The organism is Streptosporangium minutum (genome assembly GCF_002149035.1).
In the GTDB taxonomy this organism is placed as follows: Bacteria; Actinomycetota; Actinomycetes; order Streptosporangiales; family Streptosporangiaceae; genus Streptosporangium; species Streptosporangium minutum.
Window position 1 is genome coordinate 62,434 of record NZ_NGFP01000002.1, and the last position, 26,372, is coordinate 88,805.

Here is a 26,372-nt window from a genome sequence, read left to right on the forward strand (position 1 = left end):
TGGTGTGCTTGAAATGCTGGGCTTTCAGTCGATCGTTGCAACGGTATTGTTGATAAATGCAATCCACGCCAACCATCCGTTGCAATGTACTGTTGGTGAACGCACCCGTGAACCCGCACCGACAGGAGGGCGATCCGATGCCCGGAGGCAGGCTGACCCACGAGGATCGCCGGCAGATCGCGACCTGGCTGGCCGAAGGGCTGGGATACGCCGAGATCGCCAGGCGGCTGGGCAGACCCACGTCCACAATCAGCCGCGAAGTGGCACGCAACAGCGCGCCCAGCGGCTACCTGGCCGACCGCGCCCAGCAGGTCGCCGGGCAGCGCGCCCACCGCCGCAGACCGGTTCAAGCCACGGAGCCGCCGGTCGACGGGCGGCCGGCCGAGTCCGTGCGCGGTTTCGTGGAGCAGTTCGCGACGCTGCTGGTCGGGACCGGCCTTCCCCGGATGCCCGCTCGCGTGTTCGTCTGCCTGCTCACCTCCGACTCCGGGGGCCTGACGTCCGCCGAGCTCGTACGCCGGCTACGGGTCAGCCCGGCGTCGGTGTCCAAGGCCATCGGCTACCTCGAGGAGATGGAGCTGGTCAGGCGCACACAGGGTTCCGGCCGCCGCGAACGGTACATCATCGAGGACGACGTCTGGCTCCGGGCGTTCAAAGCGGACACCGGGGCACACGCCGAGGTCGCGATGGCCGCGCGGCACGGGATCGAGATCTTCGGCGCCGGCACGCCCGCCGCCACCCGGCTGGGCCAGATGGCTCAGTTCTTCACCTGGATCAGCGAGCAGATGAACGACAGCGGCCTCACCGACGCCGTCGTCCGCGACGCGCTGACAGTGCTGGCCGCGCTGGTGTACGCCGCTCGGCCACTCACCGTCGACGGACTCGCCACGGCACTGGGCTGGCCCGTCCAGCGGGCGGCCGACGCCCTGGACGCGATCAGCCGTCGTCCGATCCTCTCCGACCCGCTCACCGTGGAGCAGGTCAGGCGCGGCGCGTACGCCGTCACCCCGAGGCCGGACCGCCTGAGCTCCGCACAACGCGACGCACTGATCGTCAGTCCGCGCGGCCTGCGCGACTACCGCATGTAGGTGATCGGAAGAGGAGGCTCTGATAATCGCCGTGCCTCTCACATGGTGACCGGAGGTCCTGTGGGGAAAGGACTTTCGCCGGTGTCGCCGCCGTGCCGTCCAGCGATGTGATGAGGGCGAGGAAGGGAGAACGCCATGATCCTGGTAGGAGTCGACGGCTCACAGGCCGCGCTTGAGGCCGTGAGCTGGGCGGTACGAGAAGCCCGGCTCCGCGACGCCGGGCTGCGCGTCGTGCACGTCATGCCGGCCTGGCCGCTGGAGATGTCCGAGGACGCGCCGTACGCCGACGCGGGCCGGTGGATGCGCGACGGGGCCGCCTCCATGCTGACGGAGGGGGTGGAGCGGGCCCGGGAAGAGGACGGCCGTGTCAGGGTGGAGTCGCAGTTGCTCCCGGGCGACCCCCGGCTCGTCCTGATCGAGGCGGCCAAGGAAGCGGACCTCCTGGTGGTCGGCAGTCACGGGCTGGGCGGATTCTCCGGCATGCTGCTGGGATCGGTCGCGCTGGACGTGGCCGGGCACACCACCTGCCCGGTCGCCGTCGTCCGGAACCTGCCGGCGCAGGCACACGGCGAGGTGGTCGTCGGCATCGACGGTTCCCCGGCCGGCGCGGCCGCCATCGAATTCGCCTTCGCCGAGGCGTCCCTGCGCGGCGCCGCCCTGCGGGCGGTTCACGCCTGGAGCCGGCCCGTCGCCGGCTGCGGCCCCTTCGCCCTGGAGTCCGCGCAGGAGACGGCCGGAGGCGAGCGGCGCCTGCTGGCCGAAGCACTGGCGGGCTGGAGCGATCGCCATCCGGATGTCAAGGTCACCGAGCAGGTGGAGCACATGCATCCGGTGGAGGCCCTGAAGAACGCCTCGGCGAACGCCGACCTGCTGGTCGTGGGGTCACGCGGACGAGGCGGCCTCGCCGGACTGCTGCTCGGCTCGGTCAGCCACGCGCTGCTGCACCACGCCGCCTGCCCGCTGATCGTGACACCCGCTCCGGCGACGCCCCGGCACACCTGAAGTCGTAGACGGGATTCATGAGGGTGCGGGTCTCCTTCAGCCGCCCCTGCGATCATCCGCTGATCGTCGGATCGTGCGGTTTCACCCGCGGTCGGCATCAGGCGTTCGGGGCGCGGACGGCGGTCAGGGGATGCCCGCCACAGGCGGTCAGACGCCTCCGTTACCGCAGTTCAGAGGCTACTCCGGTGGAGATTTCCGCATTGCCGCCGGGTCCCCCCGCCGGGTGGGTGAATGCCTGCCGTCCTTTGAACGGCAGCTCAACCGCGGAGCTCTGCGTTGAGCCGTGCGGCCTGTCGTGTGAGGTGGTCGCGTTCGGGGAGGTTGGGTGCTGATCGGGCGGCTTCGGTGTAGAGCCGTGCTGCGGTCACCGGGTCACCGTCACGCTCGTGCAGGTACGCCGCGGCGGCGGTGTGGCGGGGCAGGGAGGGGTCGAGCCCCGCCAGGGCGGCCAGGCCGGCCCGCGGGCCGTCGGCCTCGCCGACCGCGACAGCCCGGTTGAGGCGGGCCACCGGGCTGCCGGTGAGGCGCACCAGTTCGTCGTACCACTCGACGATCTGCACCCAGTCGGTCTCCTCGGCCGTGCGGGCGTCGGCGTGGAGTGCGGCGATGGCGGCCTGGGCCTGGAACTCCCCCAGCCGGTCGCGGGTGAGGGCTGCCTGGAGCACGTCGACGCCCTCGGCGATCAGGCGGGTGTCCCACAGGCCGCGGTCCTGCTCGGTGAGAGGCACGAGCCTGCCGTCGGGGCGGGTCCGTGCCGGGCGCCGTGCGTGGTGCAGCAGCATGAGCGCGAGCAGGCCCGCCACCTCCTCATGCTTGGTCCTGGCCGCCAGTTGTCGGGTGAGCCGGATCGCCTCGGCGGCGAGGTCGACGTCGCCGGAGTAGCCCTCGTTGAAGACCAGGTAGAGCACGCGCAGCACCGTGGTGACGTCACCGGGCTGGTCGAACTGGGCGGATGAGACGGTCCGCTTGGCCCGGCTGATGCGCTGGGCCATGGTCGCCTCCGGCACGAGGTAGGCCTGCGCGATCTGACGCGTGGTCAGGCCGCCGACCGCGCGCAGCGTCAGCGCGACGGCCGAGGCCGGTGTCAGGGACGGGTGCGCGCACAGGAAGTACAGCTGGAGCGTGTCGTCCACCGCCTCGCCCGGGCCGGGCACGGGCTCGCTCTCGACGAGCACCTCGCGGTGCCGTCGGGAGGTGTCGGCGCGGGCGGCGTCGAGGAACTTACGCCAGGCCACGGTGACCAGCCAGCCTTTGGGGTCCCGCGGCGGGGCGTCCGGCCACACGCGTACGGCCTCGACCAGGGCGTCCTGCACAGCGTCCTCGGCCGCCGCGAAGTCGGCTCCGCGACGGACGAGGATGCCGATCACAGTGGGGGTAAGGGTCCGCAGCGGGGCCTCATCCACCGTCCGTCACTCCGTAATGGTCGGGGCCGCGGACAGGAACGGGCGCACCTCGAGCCACTCGTGGATCGGCTTCCCGCCCGCACCCGGAGCCGCGGACAGCTCGCCGGCCAGCTCGAGCGCCCGCCCGTAGGTCTCGACGTCGATCACCATCCAGCCGGCGATCAGGTCCTTGGTCTCCGCGAACGGGCCGTCGGTGACCGGCGGCCGCCCCTCGCCGTCGTAGCGGACGAACGTGCCCTTCGGGGAGAGCGCCTGACTGTCGACGAACTCGCCGGTGCCCTCGAGCCGAGCGGCGAAGTCCCGCATGTACTGCACGTGGGCCGAGAGCTCCTCCGGGGTCCACTGGTCCATCGGCACGTCGTTGACCGATGCGGGCGCGCCTCGGTAGTGCTTGAGCAGCAGGTACTTGGCCATCATGTTCTCCTTGGTGCGGTACGACCCCCATTGTGGCCGTGTTCACTGCGGGGACGGAGCCGCGCGCGGGTTCTCGACATCCCACCCGGACTTCTTCTGGCGGACACGGCCGGCGGAGGGCTGAGACGGTCAGTGCCTGGACGGCGCCAGATGGGCGCGCTCTCCCTGCGCGCCGAACAGGGTGAGCAGCTCCGCGGGCCGGCTGTCGGCGCTGCCGATCCAGTGCGGTATGCGGGTGTCGAATTCCGCGGCTTCGCCGACGCCGAGCCGGAACTCCTGCTCGCCGAGCACGAACCTGACGTGTCCGTCGAGGACGTAGAACCACTCGTATCCCTCGTGGGTCTGCAGGTTCATCGTGGGCGCTCGGCCGGCGGGCGGATAGATCACCTTGTAGGCCTGGATACCGCCGGCCCGCCTGGTCAGTGGCACTGTCACCAGCCCGGATCGCCGCACTGGCCGCAGGTGGATGCGCGGGTCACCGGTGGGCGGCGCCGCGACGAGATCATCGAGCGGGACGCCGTGCGCCCGGGCCAGAGGCAGTAGCTGCTCCAGCGTGGGGCGGAGCTTGCCGTTCTCGAGACGGGACAGGGTGCTCGCCGTGAGGCCGGTTTCGTCTGCCAGCGCCGCCAGCGTGGCGCTCCGTGCCCGGCGCAGGGCACGCAGACGCGGTCCGACTCCGGCCAGAACATCTCCTGCGGGGTGGTCCATGCCCCGATAATGCGGATCCGCAATTTTTCTTGCAAGTGGGGAACGGCGGTCGCGATGCTGTCGGTACATCACCGGCGTCGAAGGCGGGTATCGGATCACGCTCGGCACGCCGGCCGACGAAGGGGCGACTCAGATGGATTCCACCCGACGCCGACGGCCCGACGCCGCAGGCGACCAGGGCGCGACGGACGAGGAGGCCGAGCTGTTCTGGGAGCGGCACTACCGCACCCGGCGTACCTGGGACGCACGCGTCAACCCGCTGCTCGCCGAGACCGCCGCACCGCTGCGCCCCGGCGCCGCCCTGGATCTGGGCTGCGGCGCCGGCGGCGACGCCATCTGGCTCGCCCGGCGGGGCTGGCACGTCACCGCCGTGGACATCTCCACCACCGCCGTCGAACGGGTGCGGGAACGCGCCCGCGATCTCGGCGTCGCGGACCGGGTCGCCACCGAACAGCACGATCTGGCCGGAAGCTTCCCGGCCGGCCTGTTCGATCTCGTCTCCGCCCAGTACTTCCACACCCCGTTCCCGTTGCTCCGCGGCCGAGTCCTGCGCACCGCCGCGCGGGCCCTGCGTCCCGGCGGTCTGTTGCTGATCGTCGACCACGGCTCCACCGCGCCCTGGTCGTGGGACCAGGACCCCGGCATCCACCACTCCACACCCACCGAGGTCGCCGCCGAACTTGATCTCGACCCCGCGCACTGGTCCGTCCTGCGCGCCGACATGCCCCGCCGCCGGGCCACCGGACCCGGTGGTGAGACCGCCACCGTGATCGACAACATCCTGCTCGTCCAGCGAACCGCCGGATGACCGCCTGAACCACACGACGGCACGTCGGAACGGAGTGACTCGATGCCGGAAAACCAAGCACAGCGATCCAGGACGCGGGCGAAGGACACCACGCCTCCGCGGACCGGCGTCGACGAGAAGGCCACCCTGCGGGGCTTCCTCGACTATCTGCGGAACGCGGTCGCGGACAAGGTCGCGGGCGTGCCGGAACCGCGGGTCCGAACGGGGGGAGTGCCCTCGGGCACCAACCTTCTCGGGCTGCTCAAGCATCTGGCGTCCGTCGAACGGTTCTACTTTCTCGGTGAGGATGTCGGCGACTGGCGCGCGACCATGCGGCCGTCCGCGGAGGACACCGTCGACGGCGTGCTCGCCGACTACCGGAAGTCCGTCGAGCGAGCGAACCAGGTCATCGAGGCCTGCCCAGATCTGGCCCTTCCCGCCCCACGCCCCCCGCGCCCAGGGCCGGCGCCATCGATGCGATGGGTCCTGGTGCACATGATCGAGGAGACCGGCCGGCACGCCGGCCACGCCGACATCCTCCGTGAGCAGATCGACGGATCCGCCGGCCGCTGACAGGAATCCCCGCAGTTCGGCCGCCACGGAGAAGCCGGATGTCCGAGGTGTCCACGTTCACGGGGGAGCACCCCTTTACGGATTCAACGTGTGTAGCTCCGATGCTGCGACCTCGCCCGTCCTCAGGCTCCGGGTCCGCATGCCTCGCACGTGCCGGATAGTCCGTTGCAACGCAGGCCGGCGAGGCGCCGCCGGCGTTACCAGGGTGTGTCCCGTGATCTTGGTGTGGTAGGTATGAGCCCGGTGCCCGCCTTGGGGTTGTCCGGTCCATAACCAGTCGCCGGGAACCTCTAGGGTGGGTGATCGTGGCGATGGAACGATGGGCGTTGGGCGGAGACCTGAGCGTCGCGAGGGTCGGGTACGGCGCGATGAAGCTGACCGGTTGGCCGAAGGGCGACCGGCCCAGCCGGGAAACAGCCCTGACCATCCTGCGCCGGGCCGTGGAACTCGGGGTGAACCACATCGACACCTCGCACTATTACGCACGTGACGGGGTGGCGGCCAACGAGTTGATCCGAGAGGCGCTTCATCCCTACCCGGACGACCTGGTGATCGTGACCAAGGTGGGGGCGCTGGTCGAGGGCTCCGACCTCGCCCTCCCGTCAGACAAGAAGACCGGCCTCACCCCCGACAACCTGCGCCGTGGCATCGAGGCGAACCTGCGCACGCTCGGTGTGGACCGCCTGGATGTGGTGAACCTGCGGATGGGCGATCTGGACCCCAGCCAGACACCGTTGGCCGCCCCCCTGGAGACCTTGCTCGCGCTGCGCGAGGAGGGCCTTATCCGCCATCTGGGCATCTCCAACGTCAGCGCCGCCGAGTTCACCGAAGCCCGCAAAATCGCGCCGATCGCCTGTGTCCAGAACCTCTACAACCTGTCCCGGCGCGATGACGACCTCCTCATCGACACCTGTGCGGAGGACGGCATCGCCTATGTCCCCTTCTTCCCGGTCGGCGGCTTCCAGCCGCTCACGGCCGAGCATCTGAACGCCGTCGCCGCCCGCCACCGCGCGACCGTGGCGCAGGTGGCCCTGGCCTGGCTGCTGGCCCGATCTCCGAATATCCTGCTCATCCCCGGCACCGGCTCACTGGACCACCTCGAAGAGAACATCGCCGCCAGCACGCTGAGGTTGAGCACGGAAGACATCGCCGAACTCGTCGGGTGAGGACGGGCCATGGTGGACGCTCCCGGCACCCCCTGACGGGCGCATGAATCTCGTGACAGCCGACGCCAGAACGGCCTGCGGCACGATCGCGAAAGTACGCCGCCACCGCCAGAACCGCGCCGATCACGGCTCCAGCCGCACCGCCTCCCCGGCCGTCAGCGGGTCACCGGCTTGGACAACGAGCCCACGGACACCCTGTAGGAGCGAGCGACCGGCCGGTGGCATGCCGGGACCACTGAGCCGACCGTCGCCGGTGATGGATCACCGTGTTGCGGCGACCCCTCGAATGCGCCCGTCGCCTTCCTCCCGCTCGCGTTGTCCGCCGAGGTGGTGCGGACCGCGGTCAGCGGCCGACGGCTGTCTGTACCTCCCCTATCAGGATGGCCGCGTCGGCCACGGTCTGCTCGATCTGCTGCGTCGACCCGCCAACGTGACCGAGTAGCCTCTGCGCGCGGGCGGCGAAGTCTCGCGGAGCGATGGGCAGCCGGTCAGTCGAGGCCACCATGCCCTTCTCGTTGATCAGCCACCGGCCTGCGTGGCCGTGCAGGGCCTGGCAGGCGATGCCGATGGCGCGGAACAGGCAGCCGGCCGCATAGGCAGGGTCGGTGCCGACCGCCCCGTACCGCGCCAGCGCGACGGAGAAGTCGGCTTCCCACAGACCGTTCACGAGCGCGTCGCGCAGCGGCGGAGGATAAGTATGGGCGCGTTCCCGCAGGTCGGTGAGCTCCCCGCTGGGATCAGCCAGCACCCGGCACAGTGCCACCTCGCCGACATAGCAGTGGGAGTAAAAACCCAGCGGATGTCCGGCCTGAGCTCCGACTTCGTAGCGGCCTTCCCGGCAGTCGGCCCAGATCCGGTGAACCCGGTCAAGGTCGCGGTAGATCCAGTCGACTCGCCGGCCGTCGATGGTCAGCCAGCCACCGCCGTTCACCCACGGCCCCCAGCCACCCGGCGCGGTCAGCTCGGCCTGTTCGCCGGACGCCTGTACGGCCAGCGCGCGCAGCGCCGCCACGTCCAGATCACCTCGGTAATACAGCCCCAGATCGATGTCCGAATCCGGGCGGTGCGTGCCACGGGCCCTGCTGCCGCCGAGCACTACCCCGACCACTCCCGGGATCTCTGCCAGCCGCTGTGCAAGCGTTCCTAGCGCCACATCATCCACAAGGACATATCTGATCACATACTCGATCCTCCACTTACTCTCGCCCTCACGGGGCCGCGCGGCTGGAGCCGGTCCCGGACTCCCGCCTCTGACCCCCACGCACGGCTCCCACCCACCGAGGCCCTGCGTACCGGGTGGTCAGACGGCGTCCGCCCGCGCGTGGGTGTCGGGCATGGGCGACACCCATGCGCCTGTCAATCCGGTGCGACAACCTCCTTGAGGAAGACGACGCCGTCGATCGTGCCGAGCTGGGCCGGGTCCAGCGGGAAATAGGCGAAATCGTGGGAGATACGCGGGGCGGGCTCCGCGACGGCCCCGGCCAGGCGGCGGGCGTCGACGAGGGAGTGGTCCCACGGGAGCGTGGACAGCATGCCCTCGACGGTGTCCACAGGCGGAGTGTCGTCGCCGACCGTGCCGAGGGCCGAGGCCAGGAAGACGTACCGGTCGCCGAGGTGCGCCCCGGCGATCGCCCCCGCGCTCCACCACTCCAGCGTCTGGTCGCCGAGCGGCATGGAGCTCTTGGTCCGCTGCAGGTGGAGGTTGTGTGTGAAGACCAGAGCCGGGCCGTGCTCGGCGACGGCGCGCAGGTTGGCGGCCATCATCGCGTCCCGCAGGCCCGACAGCCTGGCTATCCGGGCCGGGGACGTGTCGGCCATCCCGTGGTGGTAGCGGAGCAGGCCGACGGCGGTGCGCCCGTACAGCGCCGCTCGCTCCCTGTCTTCCGCGCTCAGCCGCGGCGCCTGTGTGTCGAGCAGCGCCACCAGGTCGTCGGCGAGCAGTCGCAGCCGCTGGGCGTCGGCGGACTGGCCGATCGACTGGGACGGGTCCATGACCGTGGCCTCGTTCGACCACCGGTCGTCCGGGCCCAGCAGCGTGTCGAGGGTTTCGCCGGTGCAGGGGAGCGGGCCGTCGAGGAGGGCGTGGAGGCCGGTGAGCGCCTGGCGCGGGCTCTCGGCCCAGTATTCCAGCGGGCCGTCGAAGCCGAAGAACCGGAGCTTTCCGCCATGCTCCTCGTTGTACGCGCGCATCCAGCGTACGAGGTCGCGATTTGCCGGGAACGCGCCGAAGCCGTGGCTGAAGCCCCGTTCCATCACATCGTCGAGCGTGCCCGTGCCCGTCGTGATGTAGTCGTCCACCACCAGGCCCCTGAGGCAGTCGCTCTCGATGGCGAACGACCGGTAGCCCTCGTGCTCGACGAGGTGCTGGAAGATCTCGTTGCGCAGTTCGCCCAGTTCCCGCACGAAGTGCCTGGCCTCACCCAGGCCGAGCAGCAAGGGTTCGGCGGGAAGCGACCGGAGGAACGCCGAGATGCCTGCGCCGTCGAGCGGACGGGCTGTGTCCTTGATATCCATGCCTTCAACGGTATCGTTGAACTTTCGGTGTAAACTTTTCCCCGCTATACCTGCTCTCGTCGCGATGAACCTTCAACCCGCGATGCACCGATGAGGCCAGTGGGCCCGGCGCGCGAGCATGGCCTGCCCACGCCCGGTGCGGCGGTGACGGCCACCGTGCCGAGCACGCACACGGCGGCCGTTCCGTGGTGACCGGCCGCGCGCCGTCGGCGTCCGTCCCGTGCTCGATGACTCGCGGGACGGACGCCTGTCGCCGCGCCCAGGTCAGGTCTGCTCACGTGGACGCCGTCGAGCCGCGTGTAGTAGCGGTCGGGAGCCGTTCAGTGACCGGCGGCCGTGGCGCGTTCCCGGGCCAGACGTTCCTCGCCCGACAGCGTGTTGAGTGGCTTCTCCTTGATGAACAGGACAGCCACCAGCGCGAGCGCGGTGAGCGGCACCCCGATGAGGAACAGGTCGGCGGTGGCGGTCGCGTACACGTCCTGGATGACGCGGACGACGGGAGCGGGCAGTTTGGAGATGTCGGGTACGGCGTGGCTGTCGCCGCCCCCGCCGGTGGCGGCCATCGGGCCGAGCTTCTCCGTCATGAGGGTGGTGATCCGGTTGGCCAGTACCGCGCCCAGCGCACTGACGCCGACCGCGCCGCCCATGCTGCGGAAGAAGGTCAGCATCGAGGTGGTGGCGCCCAGGTCGTGGGCGGGCACGTCGTTCTGGGCGGCGAGGACCAGGTTCTGCATGAGCATGCCCACGCCGATGCCGAGCACCGCCATGTAGACGCCGAGCAGCACCGTGCCGGTCTGGCCGTCGATCGTGCTGAGCAGGCCCATCCCGCCGAGCATGACGACACCGCCGGCCACCAGGAAGCCCTTCCAGCGGCCCCACTTGGTGATGAGCTGACCCGCCACGGTGGAGGAGACCAGCAGGCCGAACACCATCGGCAGGCTCATCAGTCCGGCGACCGTCGGCGACTTGCCGAGCGCCACCTGGAAGTACTGCGACAGGAAGACCGTGCCGCCGAACATGGCCACGCCGACCAGCACGCTGGCCACGGTGGCCAGGGCGACGGTGCGGTTCCTGAAGATGGACAGGGGGATGATCGGCTCGGCGGCCCGCGACTCCACCCAGACGGCCACCGCAAGGATGAGCACGCCGCCGCCGACGAGCGCGGCGGTCTGCCAGGAGCCCCACGCGAACTGGTTGCCCGCCAGCGACGACCAGATCAGCAGGGTGGACACGCCCACCGTGATGAGCAGGGCGCCCAGGTAGTCGACCTTGACGTCCTTGCGGACCACCGGCAGGTCGAGGGTGCGCTGCAGCAGGATGATGGCCAGGATCGTGAACGGCACGCCGATGAGGAAACACCAGCGCCAGCCGAGCCAGGAGGTGTCCACGAGCACGCCGCCGATGAGCGGGCCCGCCACGGTGCCGACGCCGAACACGGCGCCGAAGATGCCGGCGTAACGGCCGAGCTCACGCGGTGGGATCATGGCGGCCATCACGACCATGGCCAGCGCGGTCATGCCGCCGGCGCCGACGCCCTGGACGACGCGGCTGACGATGAGGATCTCCACGTTCGGAGTGAAGCCCGCGATCAGCGAGCCCACCACGAACAGTCCCAGCGAGAGCTGGATCAGCAGCTTCTTGTTGTACAGGTCGGCCATCTTGCCCCAGAGCGGGACGGTGGCCGTCATGGCCAGCAGTTCCGCGGTGACGATCCAGGTGTAGACGGTCTGCGTGCCCCGCAGGTCGGTGATGATGCGCGGCAGGGCGTTGGCCACGACGGTCGAGGCCAGGATGGACACGAACATGCCCACCATCAGCCCCGACAGCGCCTGCAGGACCTTCCTTCTGGACGTGGGCGCCGCAGCCTCGGGCTGCGTGCTGGCGGTTGTCATCTTTCCTCAATTTCTCGGGTGGGGACCGGCGCTCCCCAGGACTCCTGCGGGCGCCAACTCAACGGAAACGTTCACGGGGACGGTCGAGAGGAGACGGTGATCGGAGCGGTCACGGATTGGGCAGGCCGGCGGCGAGCTGGGCGAAGGCCTCGTCGACCAGGTCGGCCAGCTCCGGGCGGCCGCCCGCGGCGCTCCAGCGGATCATCGCCACCCGGAAGGCCGCCATGGCCGCCGCGGTCGCAAGCTCGGGATAGCCGCTCGTGCCCAGCTCGATACCGGCCCGGCGGGCGACGGCGGCTGTGATGGCGCGTTCGGTCTCGGTGCCGCTGGTGACCAGCCGTGGGAGCAACGATGGGTTCTGCTCGAACACCTTCAGCCGCAGCAGCCATTGCTCGCGCTGTTGCTGGACGTGCTCGGCCTCGACCCGCGACATCAGCCGCAGCGCCTCCAGGACCGGCACGTCGGCGGGCAGTTCCTCCAGCCTCTCGCACAGTTCGGCGGCGGAGGCAGGGCCCGGGCCGATGAGCGCGTCCTCTTTGGACGGGAAGTAGTTGAAGAACGTGCGCGAGGAGACGTCCACTGCCTCGGCGATGTCCTCTACCGTGACCCCCGCCAGGCCGCGCTCGGCCACCAGCGTCAGGGCGGCGCGCTCCAGCGCCGTACGGGTCTCGAGCTTCTTACGGTCCCTCCGGCCGAGCTCGTCAGCGCTGTCCATGGTGGTCACAGTGTCGAGGATAGGGTAAAACTTTCAGGATCTGCAATATTTCAGTGTCCGAAGTGCGGCAGAGCACATGCGGGGCGTGCAGGCGGAACGAGCGAACCAGGCGGAATGCCGGCGGGTGGCGACCGGCCGGGCCTTGGCCGACGCCGCGCCGTCGTCGCGATCCGGGCTACGGCGGGGACGGTCTCCCGGGCGCGCTGGATCCAGTGGCCCGGAGGAAGCGGGCGCCCCACTCCTGGACATGCGCGGCGAACTCCGGCGGCCCCAGCACCTCGAACTCGGCGCCCACGTTGCCCAGCGCCTGGGTCGGCCAATCGAGGGAGGTCGAAGTCATGGTGAGTCGGCAGGTGTCGTGGTCGAGCGGTTCGACGGTGCCCCACTGGCCGACCGCCTGCCGTACCCGGGTGGCGGGGGCATGGACGAGCGCCTCGACCCGGTACGGGGCCGGGGCGTCGCTCGCTGCCTGGACGAAGGCCGCGGCGTCCTCGGCCGGGAGCGGACGCGGCCGGAAGCGCGTGCCGGTCGCGGCCGGCTCGATCAACCTGTCGAGGCGGAAACTGCGCCAGTCGTGCCGGGTCAGATCGTAGGCGACCAGGTACCAGCGCCCGCCGAGGGCGACGACGCGGTGCGGCTCGACCTCGCGGCCGGTGGGTGCGGAGCCTCTGGCGGTGTAGCCGAACCGCAGCCGCTCCTGGTCCCGGCAAGCCTGGGCGACCGTGGTGAGCACCCCCGCCGCGACGACCGGCCCGGACGTGGCGACGGAGAGGGTCATCTCCCGCAGGGCGTCCACCCTGGTCCGCAGCCGGGGCGGCAGGATCCGTACCACCTTGGTGAGCGCGCGCAGCGACGCCTCCTGCATCCCGGCGATCCCGCTCTGTGCCGCGTCGCCGATGCCCACCGCGAGGGCCACCGCCTCCTCGTCGTCCAGCAGCAGCGGCGGCAGGACGGCCCCGGGCGCGAGCTGGTAGCCGCCGTCGGTGCCCCGGGCGGCGCCGACCGGGTAGCCGAGCTCGCGCAGCCGGTCAACGTCGCGGCGCAGCGTCCGCTCGGAGACCCCGAGCCGCGCGGCCAGTTCCAGGCCGGGCCAGTGGCGGTGGGTCTGCAGCAGCGAGAGCAGTCTGAGGGTCCGTGAGCTGGTGTTCGCCATATCGCCATCCTCGCCCGACTTCCAGTCAAGAAGTGACCGGAAGCCTCTTTAAAGTCGATCTCGAAGGCCGTACCGACGTAAGGACCAAGAAATGATCACCCGTGAGATCCAGCTGACCGCGCAGATCGCCGGAGCACCGGCACTCGACGACTTCACCGTCGCCACCACCGAGGTGGACGGCGAGGTTCTGGTCCGGACCGACCAGGTAGGGCTCGCCGCGACCTACCTGGAGTTGATGCGCGCGGACTGCACCATCCCGGTACCGGCCTGGCAGCCGGGCCGGCGGGTGGGCGTGGCCGCCGTCGGCACCGTCATCCGGTCCGACAGCCCCGAGCTCGCGGTCGGCGACCTGGTCCAGTCGATGACCGGCTGGAGCGAGTACTCGGCGGGCCCGGCCGCCCAGTACATCAAGCTTGATCCCATCGCGGACCCCGGCTACCACCTCGGTCAGGGGCCGACCGCCTACTACGGGATGGCCGACGTGGCGGGCGTCGGCGAGGGCGACGTGGTGTTCGTCTCCGGCGCGGCGGGCGGGGTCGGCTCGCTGGCCGGGCAGATCGCCAGGTGCCTGGGCGCGGCGCGGGTGATCGGCAGCGCCGGCAGCCCGGCCAAGGTCGGCTATCTGGTGAACGAGCTCGGCTACGACGCCGCGTTCGACTATCACGACGGCTCGGCGGCCGACCGGCTCCGAGAGCTCGCGCCCGAGGGCATCTCGGTGTTCTTCGACGTCGTGGGCGGCGAGCAGTATCAGGCCGCGCTGCAGGCGGCCAGGCCCGGCGCCCGCTTCGCGCTGTGCGGCTCGCTGTCCAGCCAGCTCGGCGACGCGGCGGAGCGCTTCCCCAAGCCCGATCACGCCGCGGCCCGGGCCCGGGGCGTCGAGCTGCTGCCGTTCTCCTGCTACCACACCCCCGACCAGATCGCCGCCTGGCGGGAACACTTCAGTACCTGGCTGGGCGAGGGCCGCTTCGTCTACCCGCAGACGGTCGTCAAGGGCGGGATCGAGGATGTGCCGCAGGCGTTCTTGTCCCTGCTCCAGGGGTCCTACCGGGGCAATGTCTCGGTGCGGCTGTCGTGACGACCCTCTCGGGCAGGGCACTGAACCGGGCCCTGCTGGGCCGCCAGTTCCTGCTGGCCCGCACCGATCACACCCCGCTGGAGGTGATCGGGCGCCTGGTCACGCTGCAGGCGCAAGAGCCCAACTGGCCCTACGTCGGGCTGTGGAGCAGGATCAACGGCTTCACCCACTCCCGGCTCACCACACTGCTGCAGGATCGGAAGGTGGTCCGCTCCGGCCTGCTCCGCAGCACCCAGCACCTCGCCGTGGCCGACGACTTCCGCCGGCTGCGGCCGCTGCTGCAGCCCGTGCTCGACCGCACCGCCCGCTCGGCGTACTTCGCCCGCAACAGCGCGGGCCTGGACACCGTCTCGCTGGTCGCCACCGGACTTGAACTGCTGGCGGGCGGAACGACACCGCGAAAGGAGCTGGCCCGGCGGCTGGCCGAACGCCACCCAGGCCGCGACGGGCGCGTCCTCGCCGGAGAGGTCGAGCTCAGAGCCCCCCTCATCCACAGCCCGGCCACCGGCACATGGGGCTCGTGGGGCACCCGGTCGGCCGTCTCCGTCACGCCCGCCGGGACCTGGCTCGGCCGGCCCATGGCCCCGGTGACCGCCAAGGACCTGATCCGCCGCTATCTGGCAGCGTTCGGCCCGGCCGGGACCATGGACGTGCAGGCCTGGTCCGGGCTGACCCACCTCGGCGAGATCGTCTCCGACATGCGCGCCGAACTACGCCACTACCACGACCCCGACGGCAGGGAACTGATCGACCTGGCCGACGCGGAACTGCCCGATCCCGACACGCCCGCGCCCGTGCGGCTGCTGCCCGCCTTCGACAACGCCCTGCTCGGCCACGCCGACCGGACCCGCATCATCAGCCACGAGGACCGAAAGCGCGTGATGCCCGGCCAGGCACGGGTACGGCCCACCTTCCTCGTGGACGGCCACGTGCACGGAAGCTGGTCCCTCGAAGGCGACACCCTGCGCCTCACTCCGTTCCGCCCGCTGTCCGCGATCGATCGGGCGGCGTTGGAGCAGGAGACGGAGCGCCTGCTGCCGTTCGTGGGAGGCGAGAATGTGTCCTACAGCGGCCCGATCGCGATCAGGTCGTCCTGAGCGTCCGCCCCGGCATCGACCGCCGGACCCGAGCCGGGCAAGGTGAGCACGGGTCAGCATCGTGGCGCGTGGCCGGTCGACGTCCGCTCAGGCGGTGTCGCCACCGTCGGCGAGCAAGGTGCTGCCCGTCATGAAGGTGGACAGGTCCGACACGCAGAACAGGACGACGCGCGCGATGTCGTCAGGAACACCGATCCGGTTGATCGGGCTGTTCAGCATGAGGTCGGTCGGCGGGACGTCGTCGTCGCCCATCATGGCCGCGGCCATCATCATGTTGCCCTCGGTGGGGACGAAGCTCGGTGCCACTCCGAGCACGCGGATGCCCAGCGGGGCGAGTTCGAGGGCCAGCTCGCGCGTGAGACCGCGGGCGGCGTGCTTCGAGCCGACGTAGGCGGCCAGGCCGGGCGCGCTCCCGCGGAAACCGGCGGTGGAGACGATGTTCACGATGACACCGCCCGTGCCCGCCGCCGACATCCGCCGTGCCGCCTCACGCGCACCGACGAAGACGCCACGCGCGTTCACGTCGAACACCTTGTCCCACGTCTCCTCGCTCATCTCCAGCAGGGGGACGCTCGGGAAGATCCCGGCATTGTTCACCCAGACGTCCAAGCCGCCGAGTTCGGCGACCGCGCGGTCGGCCGCCGCGGCCACGGCCGCCGCGTCGGTGACATCCATGGCGGCGCCGATCGCGCGCACCCCATGGCTCTCCGCGATCTGCTTGGCGGCGGTCACGGCGAGATCTCCGTCGATGTCGCCGATCAGCAGATCGGCTCCCGCCTCGGCCAGGCGGAGCGCGATCGCCTTGCCCAGACCGCGACCGCCACCGGTCACGACCGCACGTCGCCCTCGCAGGGAAACGAGCTCGGCCAGGGACTTGCTCGACACATCGGCAGTGGACATGAATGGTCTCCTCTGTTTCTTCYGTTTCTTCAGGGAACGGGGCGGCACCGGGCGAAGCGGCCCGGGCCGACGTGGGAAGTGCTGCCGACAGCCTGGGTCCTCATCCGCTGCCGTTCTCGTTGATGCGGTAGTGCGCGTTCAACAGCGGCCAGGTCACCTCGGCCATCTCGGCGGAGGTACGGGGACACCCGCCCTCGAGCCAGTCCACGGCCACTCCGATGAGCGCGCCCGCGGTGAACGATGCCGTCACGTCATGCGGGACGCGCTCCGGCCACCCGCCGGCGTCGGCGTGCGCCAGGCGCTCACGGATGACCGCGGCGATGCGGCGGCGGATGTGACCGGCGACGCGTGCGCTGCCTTCCGACCCCAGCAGCGCGCGATACAGCCCCGTGTGCTCGGCCAGGCTGCCGAAGAACGCCGCCAGCGACTCGCTCGCCTCCTGCGCCAGGTCCGGCGAGTCCAGGGCGGGGCCGGGCAGGGACTCGATCAGGCGGTCGATCATCGCGGTGCAGGCGTCCTCGGCCAGTTCGTGAACGTCCCGGTAGTGGTCGTAGAAGGCGGAGCGGCTCACTCCAGCGCCCTCGGCGACGTCCGAGACGCTGATCCGGGACAGGTCGCGCTCCTCGACCAGCTCCATCAGCGCGTGTGCCAAGGCTGATCGTGTCCGGCGCACGCGCCGGTCACCTGACGGGGTGTTGCTCTCTCTGGCGGTCACCACGCCCGGCAGCCTATCCGATAAACGACAGTTGTAAGTTTCCTTGCACTTGTAGGTTAATGTGTCAGCGGGATGACGGAGGGATATCGACCTATAAACCACGCCTCGTGACCGCGTCCGGACACGTGCTGATCGTCGGTGCGTCCGCCGCCGGGCTGAGCACAGCGGAAGCGTTGCGGCGCAACGGCCACCAGGGCCGGCTGACCCTGCTGGACGCCGAGCCCCACCTGCCCTACGACCGGCCGCCGCTGTCGAAGCAGGTGCTGGCCGGGGCCTGGGAGCCGGAGCGGGCCCGGCTGCGCGGCCAGGCGCAGTTGGAGGCGCTGGGGGCGGAGTTCGCCCGGGGCGAGCCCGCGGTCGCGCTGGACGCGGCTGAGCGGACCGTCACCACCGCCTCCGGCCGGGTGCTGCGCGGCGACGCCGTCGTCATCGCCACCGGTCTGACCCCGTGCCGCCTGCCCGGCCAGGACGGGCTGGCGGGCGTACACGTGCTGCGCGGCCTGGACGACGCGCTCGCCCTGCGTGCCCTGCTGACCGCGGGCACGCGCCTGGTGGTCGTCGGCGAGGGCGTGCTGGGCGGGGAGATCGCCGCCACCGCCCGTGGCCTGGGCCTGGAGGTCACCCTCGCCGGCATGGGACGCGCCGTGCTCGGCGACCAGCTCGGCGACGAGATCGGCGGCCTCCTCACCCGGACGCACGCCGAGCGCGGGGTCCGGCTGCGGCTCGGCGCCGCCGTCGACGCGCTGACCGGCGAGGCCGGCCAGGTGACGGGTGTACGGCTGGCCGGCGGGGAACTGCTGCCCGCCGACGCCGTCGTGGTGGCCGTCGGCTGCCGCCCGGCGACCGGCTGGCTGGAGGGCAGCGGGCTCACGCTGGGCGACGGCGTGGAGTGCGACGCGCGCTGCCGTGCCGCCGAGGGCGTCTACGCCGTCGGGGACGTGGCCTCGTTCGTCCATGAAGGGCTCGGCAGGCGGCTGCGGCTGGAGAACCGGACCAACGCCACCGAGCAGGCCCAGACGGTGGCGGCGAACATCCTCGGTGCGGATCGCCCGTACGCGCCGATCCCGTACTTCTGGACCGACCAGTACGACGTCAAGATCCAGGCCCACGGCCTGCCGTCACCGGCGGCCGAGGTGGCCATCGCCGAGGGCGACCCGGAGCAGCGCCGCTTCGCCGCCCTCTACCGCGAGGACGGCCGGGTCACCGGCGTCCTCGGCTGGAACATGCCCAAGCAGGCCCGCCTCCTGCGCCAGCGGACATTGACCACCCCGCCGCTCCCGCCCACCTGAGGAACATCCGGAGGAGACATCGTATGAGCGCCAACGAGCAGGTCCTGAACTACCCGATCCCGAACGACACCGCGCTCGACCCGCCCGCCGAATGGGCCGAGCTGCGCGGCAAGTGCCCGGTCGCCCACGTGACCTTGCCCAGTGGCGACCAGGCGACGCTGCTGACCCGGTATGAGGACGTCAAGCAGGTGCTCGCCGACCCGCGCTTCACCCGCCTGCTGAACGCGCCCGACGCGGCCCGGCTGTCGGCCACCGAGGACGGCGGGCTGTTCAACAGCGAGATGGCGACGATCATCCCGGACAGCGGGGAGGAGCACCAGCACTGGCGGCGGCTGGTCGGCAAGTGGTTCACCGCCAAGCGGATGAACGCCCTGCGCCCGGTGATGGCCCGGATCGCCGAGGACCTCATCGACGACATGGTCAAGCGTGGAGCCCCCGGCGACCTGAAGGCGTCCCTGGGCTTCCCGCTGCCGGTGTACGTCATCTGCGACATGCTCGGCGTGCCCGCCGAAGACCGCGACCGGTTCTCGTACTGGTCCGACACGCTGCTCAACCTCACCCGCTACGGCAAGGAGGAGATCGAGGCCGCCCAGGCAGAGTTCTTCCAGTACATGTCCGACCACCTGGCCGCCAAGCGCGACGGGCCGGGCGAGGACCTGCTGAGCGAGCTGATCGCGGTCGGCGGCCCCGAGGACGGCGGCCTGAACGACCTGCAGATCCTGGTCACCGGCATGGCGTTGCTGGTCGCCGGGCACGAGACCACCGCCAACATGATCGGCAAGATGGTCTCCATGCTGCTGGCCGACCGCAGCCGCTGGGAGGCACTGCTCGCCGACCCGAAGCTGATCCGCACCACGGTCGAGGAGTCGCTGCGCCTGGACGCCAACTCCGGCTTCGGCCTGCCCCGATACCTGAAGGAGGAGACCGAGGTCAGCGGTGAGCACCTGCCCAAGGGGACCACGGTCATCTGCAGCATGGCCGCCGCCAACCGGGACGTGAGCGCGTTCGAGGACGCCGAGCGGTTCGACCTGACCCGCAGCCCGAACCCGCATCTGGCGTTCGGCGCCGGCGCCCACTCCTGCCTCGGGCAGGCGCTGGCCCGCACCGAGCTGCAGGTCGTGCTGGAAGTGCTGCTGCGCAAGCTGCCGAGCTTGGAGCTGGCGGTGCCGGTGGGGGAGCTGGAGCGGGTGGAAGGGCTGGCCGTCGGCGGCCTGCGCACCGTTCCCGTCCGCTGGTGACCCGTACGGATGAGGAGGTAACGCCATGAAAGTCGCTGTCGATGAGGACAAGTGCTGCGGCGCCGGCCAGTGCGTGCTGATCGCGCCCGAGGTGTTCGACCAGCGTGACGACGACGGCATCGTCATCCTGCTGGAGCCCGAGCCGGACGCGGACCAGCACGCCGCGGTCCGGGAGTCCGCCGCGGTCTGCCCAGCGTTCGCCATCGAGGTGATCGAGGAGGCGTGAGGGGGAGGTGCGTTCACCTTGAAAACCCATTTGTCGCCGGCGCGGCTCCGCTGCGAGGATCACACCCCATGAGCCGTCCCGTCATCTCCGAGATCCCGACCGGCCCCGTGACCGTCCCCGACGCCGTCGCGGCGCTCGCCGGCGGCGACACCGTCACTCCGGTGTGGCGCAACGAGCTCGGCGGCCTCACCTTCCGCCTTGAGGACGGGCACGACGGCATCAGGTATGCCAAATGGGTCGCCGCCGGCACCCCGGAGATCGACCTCTCCGCCGAGGCCGAGCGCCTGGCCTGGGCGCGGCGATGGGCGACCGTCCCGCGAGTCATCGAGCACGGGGCGGACGCCGACGGCGCGTGGCTGGTCACCGAAGCGATCCCCGGCCGGTCGGCAGTGGACCCCCGGTGGATCGCCGACCCGGCGACCGCGACGGCCGCGATCGGCCGAGGGCTGCGCCTGCTCCACGACACCCTGCCCGTGGAGCAGTGCCCGTTCGACTGGAGCGTCGATCGACGGCTCCCGCGCGCCGACGAGCGCATCGCCGACGGAGAGAGACCGGCCGGCTGGTCCTCCGAGCACCGGCACCTCGATCTGGCCGAGGCCCGGGCGCGCATCGGCGAGCCGCCCGCGATCGACCGCCTGGTCGTCTGCCACGGGGACGCGTGCGTCCCCAACACCCTGCTGCACGACGACGGCACGTTCGCCGCGCACGTCGACCTCGGTTCGCTCGGGGCGGCCGACCGGTGGGCCGACCTCGCGGTCGCGGCCTGGAGCACAGAGTGGAACTACGGCCCGGGCTACGACGGCATCCTGTACGACGCATACGGGATCACCCCGGACCCGGAGCGCATCGCCTATTACCGCCTGCTCTGGGACATGACCTGATACTCCAACCGCTGATCCCCGGGGCGATCGCGAACAGTCCCGGCTCGGCCCGGGGCAGCCGGCCGGCGGCCACCAGCTTCTTGAGCCTGGCCCGCGTGTCCTCCACCCGGCCTCGCGGCTGCGGCTCACCCGGCGCCCGGGCCACTCCTCGGCCGGCAGCGGCTTGGCTCTGTAGGCGAATTCGAGAGCCGGATGTCGGTCAGTGGCTCCGTGGACGCAACCCGATGTGCAGACCAGGCATCGGGTAGCACCCGGCCGTGCGTCTCCGTAGCACAACGATCAGCGGGCCCACCGCGCTACTCGATCATGAGCTCCTGTCTGCCAGGAGGAACAGCAGATCGGTCAGCTCTTCGTCCTGCGGCGCGCGAGTGCAGGATCCGCGCGCGATGAGCTGTTCGGTGATCTCCCAGATCAACTCGTGGGCGATGACCACGGTGGCCACGGTCCGATCATCGGTGGAGACGTATCTGTACGTCTCCTGGCAGGCGCGGCTCAGCAGGAAGGCGGAGACGGGAGCGGCGACCGCGGAGGCAAGCTCGTCAAGGACATCGCCCACCCCGACGAGCGGTATCGCAGAGCGACCGTCGTCGAGCCTCACACGCCAGCGCCGTCCTTCCGAGTCGGTAACCGCGGTCACGTGGCGATCTCGCAGCGCCTCCCCCAACCGAGGCGTGGTGGCCAAGTCGTGCAGGCGGTGCAGGGTGGCGTCCGACCAGACGGCCACCAGGGTGAGATCTTCCGCCAAGCGGTAGAAGTTCGTGCCGGAACTGCCGGCGCGTGGCGGGTGAACGGCCCAGAAGGCACCGTTCCACCAAGGGCGCTCGGCAGTCAGCGCTGTGTCAGGCACGGCGCCTTCGGCGCGCAACTGGTGCCACAGCAGCAGATCCAGCGCATAGCCGAACACCATCGCGTACAGGCTGTGATCGATCCCGCGCCTCCGCAGTTCTGCGGCGATCTCTCCTACCGGCTTCTCGACGGCGTCCACAAGCGGGATCGCCAGATGTCGGAGAGCGGCCCGCAAAGGGCTCGTCTCGCCCGAGCCCAATACCGGGAAGGCGGTTCGGAGCCGCTCGCCGTCACGTTCCAGAAGCCGGAACTCCAAGAGCTGAGACAGCTGCTCGTCGGAGACATCCAGATCGCCTCTCGCAGCGCCGTGACGTGCCGTGTACAAGGCCCGGCCATTACGTCCGTCGGACACCAGTCGATGCGGCGTCCGCATCGCATTCGGGCAGTAGCAGTGCAGAGCCCAGAGGGCGAGGTCTTCGGGGTCGGAGATCTCATCCACTGCGTCATCCATCCGGCCAGTGTCCGGCATCCTGCGATCTTTGTCATCGTGTCGAAGGCGCCAGATCGCCTCCTACGCCGGGGTGGCCCGGGGATGCGGTGTCAGTCCAGACTCCGGGAAACGGTCTTCGGCCATCCGGGAAGCGGTCTTGCCCATGGCCCTCCTGCTCCAGGTCAGGCCTGTGCGTGAACACCCCCGAGGCCGCCGGCTGCCACCTCTACCGCACAGGCCACGTGCCGGGGCCGGGCCGCCGGCGTGGATCTGGATGACGCGGCCCCCGGGCGGGTCCGAGATCGGCCGGATCCGGTCCAGGGTGGGCGACGGCAGACCTTCGAGAGCGGCCGGGAAGACGGTCGTGCTGCCTCGTGGCCGGAAGCCCTGACGGGTCTACCGAACCGGGGCGACTCCGGGCGAGCGATCCTCATCCCGTCGCGTCACCGCGTAGCCGGGTACCGACGGCCACCGAACCGTCAGCACCACCGACTCTTCTTCCGCGAACCAGGAGTGGTCGACCCCGCGACCCCACACGACGAAATCACCCTGCTCTTGCAGGAGAACGCTGCGGCCGGGAAGTTCGACACGGAAGCGACCGCTGATGAGCACCAGGAGAGCCGTCCGTTCCTCGCCTCTGACCCACTGCAGGCGCTCGTCGCCACGCGGGTGAACACCCCACTTGATCTCTACGGCCTCACTGTGGCGAGGATCATCGGTGTCCTTGAAGTGCCCGAGGAGCCATCCCCGGTCCAGTGCCGCATCCTTGCCCGCGTTGCCCACGTACACGTTGTCGCCCATGCGTCCGGACGCTAGCAGCTGCCTGCGGAAGCGCGATCGGTGCTTTCGCGGCAGCCCCGAGAAGCTCAGCGGCTCTCGACCCTCGGGACGCCCCTCCGGAAGGGCCGCACCCGCTGATGAGGCGGCGGCGTACGGGCGGTTCACGGGGCCGCCGTCGCAGGCTGACCGGGACCAGCCGGGCCGTGACGCCGGATCCGCCCCGCAACCGCACGGGCCCGTCCGGAGTCGTGATCACGTGGCTGGAAAAGGAATGGACGGGATGATGCTCGGGCCTGTAGCTTGCAGTCGACCGTGACACCGCCCGAGGAGGTGAGACCCATGAACGCTGTATCGATGTGGGTGCTCTCCCTTCCCGTCACGGCCGGGCGATTGACGTAGGTGTCGCCGGGAGCGCCTCGCCAACAAGGCACTCCCGAAAGGCAACACCTATGCACTCTGCGCAGTTCACCGCCGAGCCGTCGTCGAACGACACGGTCGAGCGCGACTTCACTGCGGGCGACGTCTCCGGACTCCGGTCGCCGGCCTCCGGCGCCGATCGCGCGCCCCTCATGTTCGACGTGATCATTGCCGGGTGTGGGCCGACCGGCGCGATGCTGGCCGCCGAACTGCGGCTGCACGACGTGCGGGTACTCGTCCTGGAGAAGGAGACCGAGCCCAAGTCGTTCGTCCGCATAGTCGGTCTGCATATCCGCAGTATCGAGCTGATGGCGATGCGCGGACTGCTGGAGCGCATTCTCCAGCATGGAAGACAGCGTCCGGCCGGCGGATTCTTCGCCGCCATCCCCAAACCCGTGCCCAAGGGCCTGGATTCCGCGCACGCCTATCTGCTCGGCATCCCGCAGCCGGTCATCGAACGCCTGCTCGAAGAACATGCGGTCGAACTGGGTGCGCAGGTCCGGCGCGGTTGTGCGGTGGCCGGTTTCGAGCAGGACGACGAGGGTGTGACCGTCGAGCTGGCCGACGGGGAACAGCTGCGTTCGCGCTATCTCATCGGCTGTGACGGCGGACGCAGTACGGTGCGCAAACTGCTCGGCGTCGGCTTCCCCGGCGAGCCCTCACGGACCGAGACGCTGATGGGCGAGATGGAAGTGGGGGTACCGCAGGAGGAGATCGCCGCCAAGGTGACCGAAATCAGCAGGACCCATCAGCCATTCTGGCTCAGGCCCTTCGGCGAAGGGGTCTACAGCGTCGTAGTCCCCGCCGCGGGAGTCGGCGACCGCGCGGAACCGCCCACCCTCGAGGATTTCAAACAACAGTTGCGCACCATCGCCGGAACCGATTTCGGCGTGCACTCCCCGCGCTGGTTGTCCCGCTTCGGGGATGCCACCCGGCTGGCCGAACGTTATCGGGTCGGGCGGGTGCTGCTGGCCGGCGATGCGGCACACGTCCATCCGCCCATCGGCGGACAGGGCCTGAACCTGGGCGTTCAGGACGCATTCAACCTCGGCTGGAAACTGGCCGCACAGATCCACGGCTGGGCGCCGGAAACACTGCTGGACACCTACCAGGCCGAACGTCATCCGGTCGCCGAGGACGTGCTGGACAACACCCGCGCCCAGACGGAACTGCTGTCCACCGAACCGGGCCCGCAGGCCGTACGCAGGCTGCTCACCGAACTGATGGACTTCGACGAGGTGAACCGCCATCTGATCGAGAAGATCACCGCGACCGGCATCCGCTACGACTTCGGCGCAGGCCCCGACCTGCTCGGCCGCCGCCTGCGCGACATCGAAGTGAAACAGGGCCGCCTCTACAGTCTGCTGCACCGCGGCCGCGGCCTGCTGCTGGACCGCACCGAACGCCTGACCGTTGGCGGCTGGTCAGACCGGGTCGACTACCTCGCGGATCCCACTGCGGAACTGAATGTTCCGTGCGTCCTGCTGCGCCCCGACGGCCACGTCGCCTGGATCGGCGACGATCAGCAGGACCTGGACGACCACCTCTCCCGCTGGTTCGGCCAGCCCGCCGACTGATTTCGCCTGAGCAACCGAAAAGGCTCCTGAGGAGGATCGGAACGGCCGGTGGCGACTGACCATCGGGAGGCTGGGGGCAGCATCAGCCGTGGTGCTCTGGCGCTAGGGTCGGCCCTCAGCTCCCGAAGGCGGTCCCGGTCCAAAGCAGAGGGAGCTGCCTTCCGGGGGTGTCGGGATTGGAAGGTTTCCCGGCACCCCACCGATGGTGCCAGGCCCGCGGCGTCGCCCTGCGCGTCCTGTCCGGACCGCTGCCGAACTTCCACGACCTGGCGGCCAACGGCGCGACCAGCCGCCCTGCTCGTCAACGTGATCACCGCCGTCGGGCGGTTCCGGTGCGACCTGCACGGCACGGGCGGTGAACACGCGGCGTAGCAGGTGGCCGGTGGCCGCATGCGACGGCCCGGACTCGTCGTCGACGACGTCCCTTGCCTGGTCGGGCACGGGCCTCACCTCCTGACGCGATGCTAACAGCTTGATGGTTCTTCCAGTGACAGTTGCGTTGGAATTAGTTGGAATGTTGACAGTTGGGAGAGCGTAAATCTAGAGTCCAGGCACACCTCACCGAAGGACTCAACGATCATGCATACTGTCGCCGTCATCGACTCCTACCTCGCCTACACCGAGACAGGGGAGGGGGAGACGCCGGTGGTGTTCCTGCACGGCAGCCCCACCTCGTCCTACATCTGGCGCAACGTCATCCCGCACGTCGCCGATCGCACCAGGGTCCTGGCCCCGGACCTGATCGGGATGGGCGCCTCCGGAAAGCCCGACATCGGCTACCGGTTCGCCGACCACGCCCGATACCTGGACGCGTGGTTCGAGGCCATGGGGCTGGAGGAGGCCGTCCTGGTCGGCCACGACTGGGGCGGCGCACTGGCCATGGACCGCGCCGCCCGTCACCCGGGCCAGGTACGCGGCGTCGCCCTCCTGGAGACGTTCCTGCGGCCGCAGATGTGGGCGGAACTGCCGCAGGAGGTGATCGACCATTCCCGGGCGCTGCGCACCCCCGGGCTCGGCGAGCGGCTGCTGCTGGAGGAGAACGCCGCCATCGAGTACGCCCTGCCCCACCCCTTCGCCGTCAAGACCGGCCTCAGCCCGCACGACCACGACGTCTACCGCGCGCCCTACCCCGACCCGGCCTCACGCCGCCCGCTCCTGCAGTGGCCGCGCGAGATTCCCTACGACCGCGAACCGGCTGATGTGGCCGAACGCGTGGACGCCTACGGCGTATGGCTCGCCACCAGCCCCGAGGTGCCCAAACTGCTCCTCACGGTCGAGGACGGCGTCGGCATCGCCTCCCCGCAGATCGTGGACTGGGCCCGCCGGAACATCGCCGCCCTCGAAGTGGAGGGCATCGGACCCGCCGGCCATCAGGCCCCCGAGGACCAGCCGCACGCCATCGGCCAGGCCGTCGCCGGCTGGCTGGACCGGCACCGCCTCCTCTCGCCGGCGAGGGCTTGATCCACGATCCGGTCGGCGGTCAGTG

General features: G+C 70.4%; 25 protein-coding genes. 13 read left to right on the forward strand and 12 right to left on the reverse strand.

Annotation, left to right across the window (positions count from 1 at the left end):
* The first annotated feature begins 137 nt into the window (after positions 1-137).
* Both CA984_RS00700 and CA984_RS00705 read left to right on the forward strand, forming a co-directional pair.
* Positions 138-1,088: a helix-turn-helix domain-containing protein gene (locus CA984_RS00700; RefSeq protein WP_086566681.1), complete on the forward strand. Its 951-nt coding sequence runs from the start codon at positions 138-140 to the stop codon at positions 1,086-1,088.
* Between the two features lie 135 nt (positions 1,089-1,223).
* The gene (locus tag CA984_RS00705) at positions 1,224-2,090 is read left to right on the forward strand and encodes a universal stress protein (protein ID WP_086566686.1); all 867 of its coding nucleotides are present in this window, start codon (positions 1,224-1,226) and stop codon (positions 2,088-2,090) included.
* Between the two features lie 257 nt (positions 2,091-2,347).
* Here CA984_RS00705 and CA984_RS00710 read toward each other — a convergent pair whose 3' ends face one another.
* From CA984_RS00710 to CA984_RS00720, 3 genes are all read right to left on the reverse strand, one after another.
* The gene (locus CA984_RS00710) at positions 2,348-3,493 is read right to left on the reverse strand and encodes an RNA polymerase sigma factor (RefSeq protein WP_086566689.1); all 1,146 of its coding nucleotides are present in this window, start codon (positions 3,491-3,493) and stop codon (positions 2,348-2,350) included.
* Between the two features lie 6 nt (positions 3,494-3,499).
* The gene (locus tag CA984_RS00715; RefSeq protein ID WP_086566691.1) at positions 3,500-3,907 is read right to left on the reverse strand and encodes a YciI family protein; all 408 of its coding nucleotides are present in this window, start codon (positions 3,905-3,907) and stop codon (positions 3,500-3,502) included.
* Between the two features lie 129 nt (positions 3,908-4,036).
* Positions 4,037-4,615: a helix-turn-helix domain-containing protein gene (locus CA984_RS00720; protein WP_086566694.1), complete on the reverse strand. Its 579-nt coding sequence runs from the start codon at positions 4,613-4,615 to the stop codon at positions 4,037-4,039.
* Positions 4,616-4,748: 133 nt separating this feature from the next.
* Between CA984_RS00720 and CA984_RS00725 the strand changes: the two genes are divergently transcribed.
* The 3 genes from CA984_RS00725 to CA984_RS00735 all read left to right on the forward strand — a co-directional run bounded on the left by CA984_RS00725 (position 4,749) and on the right by CA984_RS00735 (position 7,141).
* Positions 4,749-5,423 carry a class I SAM-dependent methyltransferase gene (locus CA984_RS00725; RefSeq protein ID WP_086566697.1) on the forward strand — a complete coding sequence of 225 codons (675 nt, stop codon included), beginning with the start codon at positions 4,749-4,751 and terminating at the stop codon, positions 5,421-5,423.
* A 42-nt stretch (positions 5,424-5,465) separates the two neighbouring features.
* On the forward strand, positions 5,466-5,975 hold the full coding sequence (locus tag CA984_RS00730; RefSeq protein ID WP_086566699.1) for a DinB family protein: 510 nt from the start codon (positions 5,466-5,468) through the stop codon (positions 5,973-5,975).
* A gap of 311 nt (positions 5,976-6,286) precedes the next feature.
* The gene (locus CA984_RS00735) at positions 6,287-7,141 is read left to right on the forward strand and encodes an oxidoreductase (protein ID WP_165781051.1); all 855 of its coding nucleotides are present in this window, start codon (positions 6,287-6,289) and stop codon (positions 7,139-7,141) included.
* A 343-nt stretch (positions 7,142-7,484) separates the two neighbouring features.
* On the opposite strand, the gene CA984_RS00740 is transcribed toward CA984_RS00735, so the two are convergent.
* The 5 genes from CA984_RS00740 to CA984_RS00760 form a co-directional block, all read right to left on the reverse strand.
* Positions 7,485-8,321 (reverse strand): nucleotidyltransferase domain-containing protein, encoded by an 837-nt coding sequence (locus CA984_RS00740; RefSeq protein ID WP_207620617.1) that lies wholly within the window; start codon positions 8,319-8,321, stop codon positions 7,485-7,487.
* A gap of 176 nt (positions 8,322-8,497) precedes the next feature.
* A complete protein-coding gene (locus CA984_RS00745) occupies positions 8,498-9,655 on the reverse strand; it encodes an erythromycin esterase family protein (RefSeq protein WP_086566706.1) in 1,158 nt (385 codons plus the stop codon).
* Between the two features lie 320 nt (positions 9,656-9,975).
* Positions 9,976-11,547, reverse strand: a complete 1,572-nt coding sequence (locus tag CA984_RS00750; protein WP_086566709.1) for an MDR family MFS transporter — start codon at positions 11,545-11,547, stop codon at positions 9,976-9,978.
* Positions 11,548-11,656: 109 nt separating this feature from the next.
* On the reverse strand, positions 11,657-12,262 hold the full coding sequence (locus CA984_RS00755; RefSeq protein ID WP_086566797.1) for an acyl-CoA-like ligand-binding transcription factor: 606 nt from the start codon (positions 12,260-12,262) through the stop codon (positions 11,657-11,659).
* Between the two features lie 175 nt (positions 12,263-12,437).
* Positions 12,438-13,415 (reverse strand): helix-turn-helix transcriptional regulator, encoded by a 978-nt coding sequence (locus tag CA984_RS00760; protein ID WP_086566712.1) that lies wholly within the window; start codon positions 13,413-13,415, stop codon positions 12,438-12,440.
* 91 nt (positions 13,416-13,506) lie between these two features.
* Here CA984_RS00760 and CA984_RS00765 point away from each other — a divergent pair, with 91 nt between their 5' ends.
* Positions 13,507-14,490 carry an MDR family NADP-dependent oxidoreductase gene (locus CA984_RS00765; RefSeq protein WP_086566714.1) on the forward strand — a complete coding sequence of 328 codons (984 nt, stop codon included), beginning with the start codon at positions 13,507-13,509 and terminating at the stop codon, positions 14,488-14,490.
* Positions 14,487-15,587 carry a winged helix DNA-binding domain-containing protein gene (locus CA984_RS00770; protein ID WP_086566717.1) on the forward strand — a complete coding sequence of 367 codons (1,101 nt, stop codon included), beginning with the start codon at positions 14,487-14,489 and terminating at the stop codon, positions 15,585-15,587. Before CA984_RS00765 ends, CA984_RS00770 begins: the two co-directional genes overlap by 4 nt.
* Positions 15,588-15,674: 87 nt before the next feature.
* Here the strand turns inward: CA984_RS00770 and CA984_RS00775 are convergent, their stop codons facing one another.
* Positions 15,675-16,487, reverse strand: coding sequence for an SDR family NAD(P)-dependent oxidoreductase (locus tag CA984_RS00775; protein ID WP_086566720.1), 813 nt, complete (start codon positions 16,485-16,487; stop codon positions 15,675-15,677).
* A 100-nt stretch (positions 16,488-16,587) separates the two neighbouring features.
* Positions 16,588-17,205, reverse strand: a complete 618-nt coding sequence (locus CA984_RS00780; protein ID WP_086566722.1) for a TetR/AcrR family transcriptional regulator — start codon at positions 17,203-17,205, stop codon at positions 16,588-16,590.
* A gap of 104 nt (positions 17,206-17,309) precedes the next feature.
* Here CA984_RS00780 and CA984_RS00785 point away from each other — a divergent pair, with 104 nt between their 5' ends.
* The 4 genes from CA984_RS00785 (at position 17,310) to CA984_RS00800 (ending at position 20,836) form a co-directional block, all read left to right on the forward strand.
* Positions 17,310-18,491, forward strand: coding sequence for an NAD(P)/FAD-dependent oxidoreductase (locus CA984_RS00785; protein WP_086566725.1), 1,182 nt, complete (start codon positions 17,310-17,312; stop codon positions 18,489-18,491).
* A gap of 23 nt (positions 18,492-18,514) precedes the next feature.
* Complete coding sequence (locus tag CA984_RS00790) at positions 18,515-19,729, forward strand: cytochrome P450 (protein ID WP_086566728.1); 1,215 nt, start codon at positions 18,515-18,517, stop codon at positions 19,727-19,729.
* A 25-nt stretch (positions 19,730-19,754) separates the two neighbouring features.
* A complete protein-coding gene (locus CA984_RS00795; RefSeq protein WP_086566730.1) occupies positions 19,755-19,955 on the forward strand; it encodes a ferredoxin in 201 nt (66 codons plus the stop codon).
* 68 nt (positions 19,956-20,023) lie between these two features.
* Positions 20,024-20,836, forward strand: a complete 813-nt coding sequence (locus CA984_RS00800; protein WP_086566732.1) for an aminoglycoside 3'-phosphotransferase — start codon at positions 20,024-20,026, stop codon at positions 20,834-20,836.
* Positions 20,837-21,140: 304 nt separating this feature from the next.
* Here the strand turns inward: CA984_RS00800 and CA984_RS00805 are convergent, their stop codons facing one another.
* Positions 21,141-22,133, reverse strand: coding sequence for a hypothetical protein (locus CA984_RS00805; protein WP_133061497.1), 993 nt, complete (start codon positions 22,131-22,133; stop codon positions 21,141-21,143).
* Positions 22,134-22,508: 375 nt separating this feature from the next.
* Positions 22,509-22,913, reverse strand: coding sequence for a cupin domain-containing protein (locus CA984_RS00810; protein ID WP_086566737.1), 405 nt, complete (start codon positions 22,911-22,913; stop codon positions 22,509-22,511).
* A 548-nt stretch (positions 22,914-23,461) separates the two neighbouring features.
* Here CA984_RS00810 and rox point away from each other — a divergent pair.
* Positions 23,462-24,886, forward strand: coding sequence for a rifampin monooxygenase (gene rox / locus CA984_RS00815; protein ID WP_207620621.1), 1,425 nt, complete (start codon positions 23,462-23,464; stop codon positions 24,884-24,886).
* A gap of 576 nt (positions 24,887-25,462) precedes the next feature.
* Positions 25,463-26,347, forward strand: coding sequence for a haloalkane dehalogenase (locus CA984_RS00820; protein WP_278248965.1), 885 nt, complete (start codon positions 25,463-25,465; stop codon positions 26,345-26,347).
* Positions 26,348-26,372: the final 25 nt, after the last annotated feature.